The organism is Sorangium sp. So ce131 (assembly GCF_051519095.1).
Classification (GTDB): Bacteria; Myxococcota_A; Polyangia; order Polyangiales; family Polyangiaceae; genus Sorangium.
Window position 1 is genome coordinate 10,433,359 of record NZ_CP150455.1, and the last position, 14,483, is coordinate 10,447,841.

General features: G+C 70.6%; 7 protein-coding genes. 3 read left to right on the forward strand and 4 right to left on the reverse strand.

Annotated features, from left to right (window positions below; translation table 11 throughout):
• Together WMF43_RS37910 and WMF43_RS37915 are read left to right on the forward strand one after the other, a co-directional pair.
• A complete protein-coding gene (locus WMF43_RS37910; protein WP_437672402.1) occupies positions 1-942 on the forward strand; it encodes a DUF6895 family protein in 942 nt (313 codons plus the stop codon).
• 26 nt (positions 943-968) lie between these two features.
• Positions 969-2,477, forward strand: a complete 1,509-nt coding sequence (locus WMF43_RS37915; RefSeq protein WP_437672403.1) for an FAD-dependent monooxygenase — start codon at positions 969-971, stop codon at positions 2,475-2,477.
• A gap of 3 nt (positions 2,478-2,480) precedes the next feature.
• Here the strand turns inward: WMF43_RS37915 and WMF43_RS37920 are convergent, their stop codons facing one another.
• From WMF43_RS37920 to WMF43_RS37935, 4 genes are all read right to left on the reverse strand, one after another.
• Entirely contained in the window at positions 2,481-4,931 is a 2,451-nt protein-coding gene (locus WMF43_RS37920; protein WP_437672405.1) for a hypothetical protein, read from the reverse strand.
• Between the two features lie 695 nt (positions 4,932-5,626).
• Positions 5,627-7,276 (reverse strand): glycoside hydrolase family 5 protein, encoded by a 1,650-nt coding sequence (locus WMF43_RS37925; protein WP_437684172.1) that lies wholly within the window; start codon positions 7,274-7,276, stop codon positions 5,627-5,629.
• Between the two features lie 741 nt (positions 7,277-8,017).
• Positions 8,018-10,216: a TolB family protein gene (locus WMF43_RS37930; RefSeq protein ID WP_437672407.1), complete on the reverse strand. Its 2,199-nt coding sequence runs from the start codon at positions 10,214-10,216 to the stop codon at positions 8,018-8,020.
• The gene (locus tag WMF43_RS37935) at positions 10,197-10,841 is read right to left on the reverse strand and encodes a hypothetical protein (protein WP_437672409.1); all 645 of its coding nucleotides are present in this window, start codon (positions 10,839-10,841) and stop codon (positions 10,197-10,199) included. The genes WMF43_RS37930 and WMF43_RS37935 overlap by 20 nt, the downstream gene beginning before the upstream one ends.
• A gap of 475 nt (positions 10,842-11,316) precedes the next feature.
• Between WMF43_RS37935 and WMF43_RS37940 the strand changes: the two genes are divergently transcribed.
• On the forward strand, positions 11,317-14,445 hold the full coding sequence (locus WMF43_RS37940) for a thrombospondin type 3 repeat-containing protein (protein ID WP_437672410.1): 3,129 nt from the start codon (positions 11,317-11,319) through the stop codon (positions 14,443-14,445).
• The last annotated feature ends 38 nt before the right edge of the window (positions 14,446-14,483 follow it).

Here is a 14,483-nt window from a genome sequence, read left to right on the forward strand (position 1 = left end):
ATGACCGAGGTGGTGGAGCAGCGGCCTGTCCGCGCGGAGGACAGGGCGAGCAGCCTGGTTCGCGGCGCCGCGCTGGGCCTGTCCTGGGTGACGCGGCACCTGGACGCGTTCATCCCGTGGGAGGACGACCAGGTGAGCCTGGCAAGCCTGAAGCGGCTGGGCGACCTCTCGTTTCCCTGCGCCTACCTGCACGCCTGGCAGACGTCCGCCTTCTGCGCGCGGCTCCCGCTGGCGCAGCACCTCCCCCGCTGGGAAGCGCTCCTCCTGCGCTGCTGCGAGGACCGCCGCTTCCTCGACGCCGCCCTCGCCGACCCGGAGGAGGGCCTCTACCGGATGCAGCTCTACGGGTGGCTGCGCGTCATGGGGTATCGATCGGCGCGCTGCGAGGACGTCCTGCGGCAGCTGTGGAAGCGAGGGTGCACCCCTCGCTCCGTCGGCGCGCTCCATTGCCTGTGGAAGGCGGGGTACGTGCGGAAAGAGCCCGACTGGGCGGCGCTGTGCCGGGAGCACGTGCTGAGCCGGGAGGTGGTCGTCGACTCCCTCGACGTCCGGACCACCTACCGGGTCACCCACGCGCTCTTCTATGCGACCGATTTCGGCAACCAGGCGTTGCCGCTCCCGAGAGCGGAGGCCGACCGGGTCGCGGGCGTCGTCGAGCGGCTGCTCCATCGTTATCACCAGCGCGGGAAGTGGGATGTCGTGGGCGAGCTGCTCATCAACCTGGTCTGCCTCGGGCGACACGGCTCCGCGCTCTACGATCGGGCGCTCCGGGCCTTCACGGGCGCCCGGCTGCCCGGCGGCGCCATCCCCATGAACCGCGATTTCGAGCAGGAGTTCCACGCCGCGGAGGGGCGGATGCCGGACAGCGAGGTGTTCCGCTGGTGCCACCACCCCACGCTGGTCGATGTCGTGCATTGCGCCGCCGCGCTCCGGCCGCGGTGACGGGCGAGGAAGGAAGGGCCGAGAGCATGGATGTCGACGTGGTCATCGCCGGGGCGGGGCCGGTGGGGCTGATGCTGGCGTGCGAGCTGCGCCTCGGGGGAGCACGAACGCTCGTGCTGGAGCGGCAGGCCGGCTTCGACACGCGGCTGCGGGCCCCGGGGATCACGCTCCGCACGATCGAGGCGCTGAACCGGCGCGGTCTGCTGGAGCGCCTCGTGGAGCTCGCGCGCGAGCGCGCGGAAGGGCTGGAAGCGCACTTCTCGGCGATCGAGGCGAAGCTGCGGCGCGCCTCGTCTCCGGAGAACGGCGCGCTCGCGTCGGTCCCTGACATGTTGCCCATCCGCGAGGGGGTGGTCGAGCGTGTGCTCCACGAGCGCGCGCTGGAGCTGGGGGCCGAGGTGCGCTTCGAGCACGAGGTGATCGGGCTGCGCCAGGACCCGGACGGGGTGACGGTCGACGTGCGCGGCCCGGACGGCGTCGCCAGCTCGGTGCGCGCTGCCTATGCCGTGGGCTGCGACGGCGGCCGGAGCGCCGTCCGGAAGCTCGCCGACATCGACTTCCCCGGGACCGGCCCGACCTTCACCGGGTACCAGGCGGTGGTGACGGTGAAGGAGCCGGAGAGGCTGCCTCGCGGCTGGCATCGCACGCCGACCGGGGTCATGGCCTACGAGCTCGGCCCGAGCCGCGTGGTCACGATCGAGTTCAACGGCCCGCCCGCGGACCGGAACGCCCCGGTCACCCTGGAGGAGGTGCAGGCCAGCCTGCGCCGGACGAGCGGCGTCGACGTGACGCTGGCGGAGCCGCGGTCGTTGACCCGGTTCACCGACAACTGCCGTCTTGCGCAGACGTACCGCCTCGGGCGGGTGCTCCTGGCCGGGGATGCTGCGCACGTGCACACGCCGTTCGGCGGGCAGGGGCTCAACCTCGGCGTGCAGGACGCGGTGAACCTCGGCTGGAAGCTGGCGGCGACGGTCCGCGGGTGGGCGCCGCCGGGGCTCCTCGACACGTACCATGCCGAGCGGCACCCGGTCGCGGCGCAGGTGCTGCGCAACTCCCGGGCGACGGTGGCGCTGCTCGACCCGGCCGAGCGCATCACCCCGCTGTTCGAGCTGGTGTTCCGCGAACTCATGGGTCTCGAGCAGGTCAAACGCCACATGCACGAGAAGTTCTCGATGGTGCACGTCCGTTACGACATGGGCGTGCCGGAGGCCCAGTCGCCGCCTTTGCTCGGCCGCGCCGCGCCCGATGTGTGGCTGCAGACGCCCGGGGGGCCGGCCCGGCTCGCGGCCCTCCAGCGCGCCGGCCGCGGCGTGCTGCTCGACCTCGGGGATCGCGCCGAGCTCCGGGAGGCGGCGGCCGGCTGGGCCGGCCGCGTCGACCTCGTGCGCGCGCGCTGCGAGGCCCCCGACCTCCCGGCCGCGCTGCTCATTCGCCCGGACGGCTACACGGCGTGGGTGTGCCCGCACGAAGGTGAGCCGAGGCCGGGGCCGCTCGTGGAGTCGCTCGCGCGGTGGTTCGGCGGCGGCCGCCGGTGAGCTCTAGAACGTCTTCAGGAACTCAATCAGCGCGCGTTTGTCGTCGTCGCTCAGCCCGGGCTCCTGGGTGAAATACGACGTGCCGAAGTAATGCCCGCGGTTGATCACGAAGTCGGGGCACTGGCTGAGCTCGAGCAGGGGCTCCGTGAGGTTCGCGAAGACCTTGTACGCCTCCTCGTCGGTCGCACCTCTCGGCAGGGCCTTCAGGTCCCGCTTCAGCGTGAGCAGCACCCGGAGGAGCTTCTCCTCGTGGGCGATGCGCTCCGCGAGGGGCGCGCCCTCCGCCGTCATCGCCAGGTTGGCCAGCAGGTTCATGGGCGTGCCCCTGGGGATGGGCCCGATCTCGATCCCCCCCTCCCCCACCAGCCAGGGCGCGACGCGCGCCAGCGGGCTGAGCAGCGGCCGCAGATGGCCCGGCAGATACCCCGCGGGCACCCGCAGGTAGCTCCTCTCCCACGTGCGATCGATCATGCCTGGCACCTTGTCGCCGAGGACCGGGTCCTTGTCGCGCCGCTCGGGCCAGAGCATCTGCTGGATCGAGTCCTCGAAGGAGTCCATCCGGGCCTCCACGGAGGGGCTCGGGTTGAACTTGCCCACGCTGTTGTTCAGGAGGAAGGGCGCCGTCGACCACAGGCTGATCAGCGAGGGCACACGCGTGTAGCCTCGGCCGCCGCCCGGCATCTTGAAGGGGCGCGGCTCACCCGTGATCGGGTGGTGCACCGTGATCGTGCCGACGGCCGGCAGCGACTTGAAGGAGTGAGAGGAGAAGTTCTCCCAGATGTTGCCCTCGATCGCGTTGGACGCGAGCGGGCTGCAGGCGTTGGTCTCGAGCAGCGTGACGGGGATCCGCAGATCGGTGGACAGGAAGTTCCCCTCGAGGAAGTCGTCGCCGAGGACGATCTGCCGCATCTCCTTCTTGAACGCGTCGGTCTTCGTCCACTCCCAGTAACGGTTGAAGCAGTCGAGGTAACCGGGGCCGGCGCAGCCGCCCGGATCCAGCCCCGGCGCCCTCGCGGGGAGCTTGCTCGAGTGGCACCTCGCGCAGCGCTCGGCGAAGACCTCCTTGCCGCGCGTGAGCTTCTCCGTGTCCTTGCTCAGGTACCTCATGCCCCCCGGCGCGTCCCTGAGCCTGTGGGGCGCGGAGCTCCTGAGGACGAACTGGGCCGTGTCGAACGTGTGGTGCTCCGTCGCCTCCCAGTACGCCGAGTTCCGGCGCGCGACGGCGATATCCATGGGGGTGGTCTGCCGGCCGCCCAGGAAGGGGTTGAAGTGCAGCAGCCACTCCTCGCTGAACAGACCGATGTTCATGTACACGCGGTTGAGCGCGCCGAGCGAGCCCACGGAGTCGGAGCCTTCCTTGAGCACGCGCGGCGTCCAGACGGTGGCGGGCGGCTCGAAGTTCTGGGCCAGCGGTCCCCCGTGCACGAAGTCGTTGGGCTGCTTGTTTTCGAGCTCCCCGCCGTGCAGGGTCTCCTTGCCCCAGCGCCTGGCCTGCTCCAGCCGCGCGCCGAACTCGTAGACGGCGTTCATCGTGCGCGGGTTGGTGATGTAGTCCGTGGAGACGAACGAGGTGTCCAGCGCGCCCGGCCTCGACTGGGTGAACACCTGGAAGGTGAAGCTCGTCGGATCCGCTTCCCAGTTCGTGACGCGGTCCCACCAGAGGAACTGAGCGCCGACGGTGGAGCTGAGGTTCTCCCACCGGGGGTTCTCGGGATCGGCAGGCGGGTTGGTCGGGCTCGGGCTGACGTGGCAGAACCCGCACGACATGCCGACGCGGTAGGGCCTGATCAGGTTCTTCGAGTAGTAGTAGCCCGGATCCTCGTAGTAGCGCACCGGATCCCAGTGCCTCGCGGCCTCCTCGTCGAAGTCGGGGTTGGGGAAGAGCCGAAGGCCGACGATGCCGGTCGCATAGCCGTAGAGGGATCCGACCGGGATGTTCTTGCCTCGCGCGCCGATCCTCACGCCCGGGTACTTCGACTCGTTCTCGAACGGATCCGGCGGGCAGTCCGCGCGCCGCTTGTCCAGCCACAAGCCGAAGCGCGTCGGGTCGGGGCCCGTGGCCTTCTCGAAGCAAGGCTCGTTGACCAGGCCGAAATAGTTCCAGCGGTTGTCGCGGCTGAACTTGAGGCTCGGATGAGACGATAAGGTCTTCAGGAAGTCGAGGCCGCCGGCGCTCATCGTCGACGCCTTGTCCCAGAACCGGTCATTGCCGCCCGACCATAGGATCCAGGTGTTGCGCCCCCTCACCTCGTCCGGGGTCAGGGTGAGGCCGAAATCCATGTCGTGAAAGTAGTCCTCTTCCGCGGCGTTGAGCGAGGCGGCGGTCCTGCCCGCGCTGCGCGCTTCATCGAGGACGTGCCCCGGCTGCGGGTGCCTCCTGCAGCTCACGAGAGCCAGGAGACCCAGCGGCAGCAGGACGCCCCGCAAGATCACGGTGTTCGGTGTTGTAGCCATCGTCCTTCCCCTCCAGACAAGACACATCGTCGGACTCACGAGTGACACCGACAGCCGCTCGCGCCATCGCTGCGCTCGACCTGAACGTGCGAGGCGACCGGTTTTCAGCGGCGTTCATGCGAGTCGAGAGGCGGCGGTCGGAGTTTGATCCGTAGGAGCGCTCAGGACGACCAGCTCACCCAGCCCTCGACCATGAGATTGTCATCGACGCAAATGCAGAGTCGCGTCGCGACCTTCGAGGTGCCTGTCCTCGGGTGTGGCATATGAGCTCAACCTGCGCCAATGAGTCGAAAGGCGGTTGAGCGGGGCCGGAGGTGTGCTTGTACCCGGATCTGGATACGCTGGAGAGGGCGACGTCCGTCTACGGCGACCGGGATTTCTGGCAGGCCGGAAGAGAATTCAACGCAAAGGCGCAAAGGCGCAAAGGCGCAAAGGCGCAAACCAGATTTTTTCTGCATTTTTGCGTCTTTGCGCCTTTGCGTTGAATTCTCTCTTCTCTCGCCGCGATCCCTGCCAAGACTTCTGACAGGCCGAACTAGACGTCCAGGTGAGTTCGGCCCGTCCCCCTGCGCCGCACGGCGGCCACCCTCCCTGAGGGGCCGGCCAGCTCGGCACGCCTTCCCGCGGGCGACGCACAAAAGAAAACCGCCCGCAGGTCCAGGCCTGCGGGCGGTCCTCATGAGCTGCGACTCGGTCTACTTGAGACGAGCCAGCATCTCCACCTTCTCCGTGTCGAGCCCCGTCCAGGTGCCCCAGCCCGACCTGTTGGCGTCGGTGTACGCGTGCAGGTAGATGCCACCCGTATCACCCGACTCGGGGTTGATGGACCAGTAGGTGAAGTCCGTCATTCCCTTCTTGATCAGGTAATCCGTGTACATGTTCTGCCACTCCCAGTCGTAGCGCTTGCCCGCGGGCAAGTGCGACCACATCTGGGCCAGCGCCGGCTCCATCTCGTTCTTCGGCCAGTCCTTCACGCCGCCGTACTCGCCGGTGATCACGCAGAACTGCTGGTCGTGCAGGTACCCGAAGTGCTCGTCCCACTGCTTCTCGAGCCTCGCGACGGCGGCCGGGTTGCTCCGCTCGATGTCCAGCCCGCACCCGGCCGCGGCGGCCGCCTCGTCCTCTTTGTCGACGCACTCGGGCTTCGACTGGTCGACGTGCTGCTTCTGAACGAACACGGCAGGCCCGTAGGTGTGGGGCGAGAAGCAGAGACGATCCCTGGGGATCTGGATCGGGTAGAACTGCTGCCCGTACAGGTTCTCACCCCAGTTCGGGTTGAGGGTCTCGTCCCCGTGGGGCTCCGGATCCAGCTCCAGGCCCTGGCCGCCCGGCTTCTGGTGGCTGCCCGACACGCCCTGGACCACCGCGATGATGTCGTCGTTCTCGGCGGCAATCGCGTCGTAGCACTCCTTGGCCAGATCCGCCCACTCGGCCCAGGTATACTTCCACGGCTCGTTGAAGCAATCGATGCCGAGGATGTTGTCGATCCCGAGCTTCTTCGGGAGCTGCGCCATCTTATGGATGTCCGCGAGCCACTTCTCCTTGTTGTACTCGTCCTCACCCGAAGCGCAGGTGTAGTCGTCCTTCCCGTAGTCGTAGTTCTCGCGCTCGCTGTCGACCCACGGCGGGGCGTCGTTCAGCTTGCCCTTGCGCCACCCGATGTGGTTCGAGCAGGAGTGCATGCCCAGGATGACGTACAGGTTGTTCTGGTCGGCCTTCTTGAGGAAGTCCTCGAGCGCCTCGAGGGCGTTGGCGTACGGGTAGGACGTCGCATCGTTGTTCCTGATCTTGGGATCGTCGGAGCTGTAGTCGCCGTCCTTGTGGCCCTCGATCAGCGTCTGCGGCGCGATGGGAAGCCGGATCGTGTTGAACTTGAGATTGGAGCTCGTGAGCTCCATCATCGTTTGCACGATGGTGCGCTTGGCGCCGGCATCCGCCCACGACATCGCCCCGATGAAGAGCTCCATGGCGCCGGGACGCTGGAGATCGTCCTGTCCCTCGAGCCCGAACCAGTTGCCGCCGCGGACCTGGATCTCCTGGCCGTCGACCGTCACCTTGCCGTTCTCGCGCTTGACGCGGAACTTGCCGGCCTTGCCCGAGCTCTCCGGCGTGGGAAGTGTACCCCCCGGGTTGGTCACGCCGCCGCCCGTGGGGTCGCCGCCGCCCGTGGGGGTGCCGCCCGTGGGGCTGCCGCCCGTGGGGCTGCCGCCCGTGGGGCTGCCGCCCGTGGGGGAGCTGGCGCCAGAGCCGCCGCTCGGGTCGCCACCGCCGGCGGCACCCGCACCCTCCGTGGAGCCGTTGCTGGAGCCGCTCCCGCCGCAGGCGACGCCCACCACACCGAGCATGGACAAGGAAAACAAGCAGACGAGGCTTCTTCGCATTAGCATAAGTTCACTCTCTTCGTTGGACACGAGTTCAGCGCACGGCACACGGTTCCGAGCGACCACGCCCGCGGTCCGACCGTAAGCCAGTCATAAAGGAAGGCTTGTTCGCGCTCGAAAGTCGACCCTGCGCAGAATTCGCAAACAGGCAACGCCCACGGGTTGCCAACCGGCTGAGTACATTACCCGCCATGAAACAGGGGGTCAAGATGGGACACGCCCACCCGGACGCCGTGGGGGCGTTATCGAGTTAGCGTCGCTTTCCTACGAGAGCGGATCACATTTAAGGCGTTATCTGTCCAATTAACGCTTTCAGCGTGACTGTACGATAGAACGGCCGCCACGAGGCGCTTGACTTTCGGATCGCGGCTGGAATCCGTGGTTTTCATGAAGAGTCGCGCCACGCAAAAGGTGAGCTTTTTCACGGAAGCGGAGAGGAACGCTGTGCTCGCCGGCCACGGCGCCACCGCGCGCCGCGCGCCGCGCCACGGGCATTTGTTTCCGCCAGATATCGCCCGTGGGCCTCGCCGCGGCGCCGCGGGCATTCAGGCGCTTCCTGCAGGCGGTGCGTGCCGACCTTCAGCGCAGCGCGTCGTCGGAGCCCTCGCCAGGCCACAACGGCAGACGCGGCAGATGACCAACCGCGTTATCGCCCCGCGTCGTTGCTTGATCTTGACCTCGAGTGGGAAACATGACGGGCCGGCCTCAGCGCGGCTTCACGCGCCATAACGCGACGCCGGCGCGGCGGGCGTCGCCCTCGCGCGCAACCACGTAGATGCCGGCCTCGGTCCAGACCGGGCGCAGCGGGACGACCTCTCCGGCGCTCGTGAGCTGGGCGGCGCGGCCCTCCGGATCGACGGCCCAGAGGTGCACCTCGCCGGGCCGCGCGCCGCGCCGGATGGGGTCGAGCGCCGCCCCCGCCAGGAAAGTGATGCGCCCGCCGTCGGGCGACCACGCGGGCAGCGTCGCGTTGCCCTCGCCGCGCGTGAGCAGGCGCGGCGGGGCGACGTCCGGCTGCACCAGGGCAACATGGAAGTGCAGCTCGCCGACCAGCCGCTCCACCGCCAGGGTGAGGCCGTCGGGGTGGAGCGCGGGCGCGCGGGCGTCGTGGAGCAGGATCGGCGCGTCCCCGCCCGGCTCGAGCGCGCGCACGCGGTAATGGCCCCGCTCGGAGGCGCGCGTGGTCATCAGCACGCGGCCTCCGGCGCCGGGCTCGAGGCCGACGACGAGCGGTTCGTCCAGCCACCCTCCGCGCGCAGGGCCGTAGAGCGCGCGCACGGAGCCGTCCGGCGCGCGGCGGCGCACGCCCTCGGCATCGGCGAACAGGAGCGCCTCGCCGCCGGGCTCGCGCGCCCAGACCCGGATCACCTCGTCGGCGAGGCGCTCGCCCGACCCGCGCGGGACCTCGCCGCGCGGGGCGCGGACGAGGCGCGAGCCCCCGCCGATCACGATTGCGTCGACGCCCCCGCGGCCGTCGGGCAAGAGGGCGACCACCTCGTCCTCCAGCGTGGCCACCCGCTCGACCGCCGCCGCGCCCGGGCCCGCCTGCAGCGGCCCCGCGGAGCGCACCTGCTCAGGCTGCCTGGCGAAGGGGATCGCCGCGGCGACGCGGGCGTCGCCTGCCGGCTCCTGGTCCACGGCGAGCCAGATCGCGCCGGCGGCGGTCAGGGCCACGCCGAGGGCGCCGAGCAGGCCGGCGCGGCGGCGGCGGCGGGCGTGGGCCGCGAGCAGCTCGTGCGGGTCGCGCAGGTGGGCGCCGAGCCGCTGGAGCAGGCCGGCCTCGACGCGGAGATCGGCGGCGAGCACGTTCGGGGCGCCGCAGTAAACACAACGCGCCATCGCCGCGCCGGCGGCCGGCTCGGGCAGCGGGCCGGCGCACGCGCGGCAGGCCGGCGGATCCCCGGCGCGCGCGGGCGCGAGCGCGGCGAAGTTCAGGGTGAGCAGGCGCAGGGCGCGGCGGTCCGCGAGCAGCCACCGGACCGCGGCGATGAGCGCGAGGCAGAGCCCGATCTCGACGACGCAGAGGCCGCCGAGGCGCGGCAGGCCGGACTCCCGACCATCGAGGATGGCGAGCGCCACCGCGAAGATCACCGGATACACGCTCGCCGCGACCAGCAGCGCGCCGCCGAGGAACGCGACGGCGTTGGCCGCGTGGGCGCCCGGCTGCCGGACCAAAGCCGCGGCGAGCCGGTCGTCGGAGGCGCGGGCAGCGGCGGCCTCGCGCAGGGCGCACACCTTGGCGGCGAGCTCGGGCGGCATGGACACACGGGCGCCGCAGTGGCGGCACGGGGCCGCGGGCGCCTCGGCGGGCGGCTGCGGCGCGCCGCACGATCCGCAGCGGAGTACGCCCGGCGGCTCGCGGCGCGGCGCGGCCCGCGGGCCCAGCGCGGCGGCCGCGGCGCAGGCGTCGGCCGTGGCGACGAGCGCCTCCAGCGAGGCACGCTCCTCGGGATCCCGCGGGACGGGGAGGTGCACCTCGCGCCCGTCCTCGCGGCGGAAGGTGAGCCCGCCCGCGGTGAGCGCGAGGCGCCCCCGCCGGGCGAGGTCCGCCCACGAGGCGGTGAAGCCGTGCGCAGGGCCGCCGCGGACGCGCAGGCCCTCGGGCGAGAGCCAGGCGTCGCACGCGCGCAGGCCGATGGCGTTCCTGGCGCTCTTGATCAGCCCGGCCAGCGCGAAGAGCAGGGCGATGGGCGAGAGGCACAGCGCCATCGTGAGGAGGACGCCCACGTACCCGACGACGACCAGCGGCCGGCCGAACGGCAGATCGGGGCCGACCAGAACCAGGAGCTGCGAGGCGCTCGCGCCGACGATCAGCCAGCTCGGGACGAGGGTGAGGGCGCGGAAGGCCCCGAGCCCCACGAGCAGCGGAAAGCGCCGCTCCTGATCACCGCGCGGGGCGCTCATGCGGCGAGCTCCGCGCCTCCAGGTGTGCGGCGAAGTCCGCGGGGGTCCGCACGCCGTGCTCGAGGACCGCCGCATAGATGTCCACGCCGCCGACCTGCTCGGGGTACTCGGGCCGGCGCGACCACACGTCCTTGATCCAGAGGATCACCTGCCGCAGCTCGGGGTCGAGGTCGCGCAGGCGCCGCGCCGACTCGACCTGCCCGCGCTCGGCGTCCGACTGCCACACGGAGAGGTCGACCTTCCAGGCCTGTCCCGCGGGCGTGCGGTAACGCAGCACGAAATAGTGACGCTCGTCCTGCGGCCGCCCCGACGGGCTGCGCTCGCCGGTCTCCTCGCGGTAATGGACCTCCAGGACGCCCGGGTGCGCCAGCACCGGCAGGAGCGCCGTGAGCACCTCGCGGGCGCCGGGCGCGCGGCAGCGGACGCCGAGGTCGAGGTCGCGAAAGACCATGAGCCCGGAAGCCGCGCTGCCGATCCGCTCCGGGACGCCGAGGCGCGAGGCGCAGGCGAGCAGATCGAGCTGCGCGAGCACCTCGGAGGCCTCGGCCTGCAGGGCCGCCTGGCGCGCCCAGAGCGCGCCGGCCTCGTCGGGAGCGAGCCGCGTGGGGAGGTCCTCTCGAGGCATGGTACGGCGAGCCTACACGGCGCGCCGTCCGGCCGCAGCCACGGGGCGAGCCCGCGCGCCCGGCGCAGACCACCCCGCCCCCCACGCCCGACATCGATGAGCTCAGCTCGAGATCCGGAGATGCAAGGGCGCCCGACGCTGTCAACCCCACAGCACGAGTCTGCGAATCGCTCGTGCGCGCGTCGGTCCCCGGACGCCGGCGAGGCGCCGTGTCCCCGCCGGGCCGCTCGCGCGGATCCGCTTCTGATCGCGGCCAAGGAGCGCAGGCCGGGGCGCCCGCGCCCGGCCCCGTCACGCCCGTGCCGGACGGTCGCCGCGAACGCGTCGTTGCGAGGCGGTGTCGCCATCGTGCGCATGATCGATTGGAATCGTATCCACCGGAGCACCTGTGATAGCCGTGCTCTCCGGGGGATCGGCGTCGCACCTTGACCCCCCCGTGCGCTCCGGTGGAAGCGCGCCGAAACGAGGAGGGACTATGAGCCGTCGCGGCAAGATTGGCTTATTCCATGCGCTTGGTTTATCGCTTGGCTGCGCGCTGCTGCCCGATGCAGCGCACGCGGCCACCACGTCGATCACGTACACCATCGGTCACGCAGACTGCGGCGCGAACAGCTTCGGGCTGTACTTGAACGGCGTGCTGCTCGAGACCGTGGACACGACGAACAGCTGCATATGCAACACCACGCCGCAGCAGGTGACCTTCACCGACCCGGCGGTGCTCGAGCTCTACGACCCCGCGAGCTGTAACGATTTCCTGGTCACGACGGACGGCGACCACAATGTCGCGTGGGGCTACGTGCGCATCGACGTCGCGTCGGACGAGGGGGCCGCGTCGGCGTGCCTGTTCGACGGCTCGCCGGGCAACCCCTTCCCGTCCTGCGCCGATCGGGAGCTCTGCGATAACTACACCTTCACCGTCATCTCCGTCGGAGGCGACGATCCGGACGGCGACGGCATCGCGACGGGCGCGGGAGCGGCGTGCGACAACTGCGGCGCGACGGCCAACCCGGACCAGACCGACAGCGACGGCGACGGCGTCGGCGACGCTTGCCAGGCCTGCCTGTCGGGGCCGTACGACAACGACGGCGACGGGCTCTGCGATGGCGTGGACAACTGCGATTACTACGCCAACCCGGACCAGACCGACGGCGACGGCGACGGCGTCGGCGACATCTGCGACAACTGCGCGGACGCGCCGAACCCCGGCCAGGAGGACAGCGACTGGAACGGCCGCGGCGACGCGTGCGACGCCTGCTACGCCTCCGGGTCGAGCGACTGGGACTACGACGGGATCTGCGACACGGTCGACAACTGCGCGGGGTACACCAACCCCGACCAGGCCGACAGCGACGCCGACGGCTACGGCGACGTTTGCGACTACTGCGCGGGCTCGGGGACGTACGACAGCGACGGCGACGCGGTCTGCGATCAGGCCGACAACTGCCTCTACGCCTACAATCCCGACCAGAGCGACGTCGACGCCGACGGCGTGGGCGACGCCTGCGACAACTGCGCGGACGCGCCGAACCCCGGCCAGGAAGACAGCGACTGGAACGGCCGCGGCGACGCGTGCGACGCCTGCTACGCCTCCGGCTCGAGCGACTGGGACTACGACGGGATCTGCGACTCGGTCGACAACTGCGTGGGGTACACCAACCCCGACCAGGCCGACGGCGACGGCGACGGCGCCGGCGACGTGTGCGACTACTGCGCGGGCTGGGGGGCGTACGACAGCGACGGCGACGCGCTCTGCGATCAAGCCGACAACTGCCTCTACGCCTACAACCCCGACCAGAGCGACGGCGACGGCGACGGTGTGGGCGACGTCTGCGACAACTGCGCGGACGCGCCGAACCCCGGCCAGGAAGACAGCGACTGGAACGGCCGCGGCGACGCGTGCGACGCCTGCTACGCCTCCGGGTCGACCGACTGGGACTACGACGGGATCTGCGATTCGGTCGACAACTGCGTGGGGTACACCAACCCCGACCAGGCCGACAGCGACGGCGACGGCGCCGGCGACGTGTGCGACTACTGCGCCGGGTCGGGGTCGAGCGATCGCGACGGCGACGGCCTCTGCGATGAGAGCGACAACTGCCCGCTCAACTACAACCCCGATCAGGCGGACTTCGACGGCGACGGCGTCGGCGACAGCTGCGACACCTGCGGCGCGATCATCGACAACGGCAACGTCCAGCTCGGCGTCAACTGCCAGGGTCACCTGAACGTGCCGTTCGCCGAGGACCCGCTCGGCATCGGGTACCTCGGGCTGCGTTACCTGCCCACGAACAACCCGTCGGTCGAGCCGGGCGTGCAGGCCGAGGGGTGGGGCGTCGCGGACGCCACCTCCGGGGTGACCGGTTACGCGAACGTGTCGCAGGACGGGGGCGCGGTGAACATGAGCGTCGTCGGCTTCTCGTCCACCGGGAGCACCGCGGTCTCCACGGTCCAGGTGGGCTCGACGTTCCTCGTCACGCACGACTACCGCCCGTCGGCGCTGACTCCCTGGCTCTACGAGGTGGTCGTGACCATCGAGAACATCAGCCCGGATCCCGTGGACGTGCGTTACCGGCGCGTCATGGACTGGGACATCGCTCCCACGGCGTTCTCCGAGTACGTGACCATCGACATGGGGACGGCCGCGGAGCTGTTCCGCACGGACACGAACGGCTTCAACAGCGCGAACCCGCTCAACTTCTGGAGCTACCAGCCTGGCCCGGTGACCGACGCGGGCCCGACCGACCACGGCGCGCTCTTCGACTTCGACTTCGGCGAGCTCGCGCCCGGCGAGAGCAAGGTCTTCAAGACGTTCTACGGCGCCGCGGGCACCGAGGACGACGCCGAGAGCGCCCTGTCGGCCGTCGGGGCCGAGGCCTACTCGTTCGGCCAGCCGAGCAGCAGCGGCGGGCCGGATCTCGGCGAGCCGAACACCTTCGTCTTCGCGTACGCGAGCGTGCCCGACGGCCCGGTCTGCGGCGACGGCGTCGTCGACGCCGGCGAGCAGTGCGACGACGGCAACGCCACGAGCGGGGACGGCTGCGACGCCGCCTGCGTCGTCGAGTGCACCGACGCGGACGGCGACGGCTACTGCGACCCCACGTGCGTGACGATCCAGCGCGACGTCTACGGCCAGGTGGCGGACGCGACCGTCTGGGCACGGTACCCGCGGACCAACGAGGGCGTCGGGCCGTACCTGCACACGGGCCTGAGCGACGGCGCGGAGAAGAAGGCGCTGTACCGCTTCGAGCTCGACGTGATCCCGTACGGGGCCACGATCGAGTCCGCCACGTTCAGCACCCGGCTCTACAGCTCCGGCGCCAACACGATCCGCGTGCACCGCATCAACGCCTCGTGGTCGGAGTCGACGGTGACCTGGAACAACTTCGCGAACAGCTACGATCCGGCGGTCGAGGCGACGCTCGTCGGCGCGTCGTCGGCCGTCAGGAACGTCGACCTGACCGCGCTCGTCCAGGCGTGGGTCGACGGCGTGCAGCCGAATTACGGCTTCCTCCTGGAGGAGGACCTGACGGCGCTCACCTCGTACCGCTCCAGCGAGCACGGCAACGTCAGCGACCGCCCCTCGCTCGAGGTGTGCTTCTACTGATCCTGCGCTGACGTGGATCTCGGCCGCGCGGCCGGCTC

What these genes read in the sequence shown, in the direction of transcription:
- WMF43_RS37910 (WP_437672402.1), top strand. Translation starts at nt 1, where the DNA reads ATGACCGAGGTGGTGGAGCAGCGGCCTGTCCGCGCGGAGGACAGGGCG.
- WMF43_RS37915 (WP_437672403.1), top strand. Translation starts at nt 969, where the DNA reads ATGGATGTCGACGTGGTCATCGCCGGGGCGGGGCCGGTGGGGCTGATG.
- WMF43_RS37920 (WP_437672405.1), bottom strand. Translation starts at nt 4,931, where the DNA reads ATGGCTACAACACCGAACACCGTGATCTTGCGGGGCGTCCTGCTGCCG.
- WMF43_RS37925 (WP_437684172.1), bottom strand. Translation starts at nt 7,276, where the DNA reads ATGCTCGGTGTGGTGGGCGTCGCCTGCGGCGGGAGCGGCTCCAGCAAC.
- WMF43_RS37930 (WP_437672407.1), bottom strand. Translation starts at nt 10,216, where the DNA reads ATGAGCGCCCCGCGCGGTGATCAGGAGCGGCGCTTTCCGCTGCTCGTG.
- WMF43_RS37935 (WP_437672409.1), bottom strand. Translation starts at nt 10,841, where the DNA reads ATGCCTCGAGAGGACCTCCCCACGCGGCTCGCTCCCGACGAGGCCGGC.
- WMF43_RS37940 (WP_437672410.1), top strand. Translation starts at nt 11,317, where the DNA reads ATGAGCCGTCGCGGCAAGATTGGCTTATTCCATGCGCTTGGTTTATCG.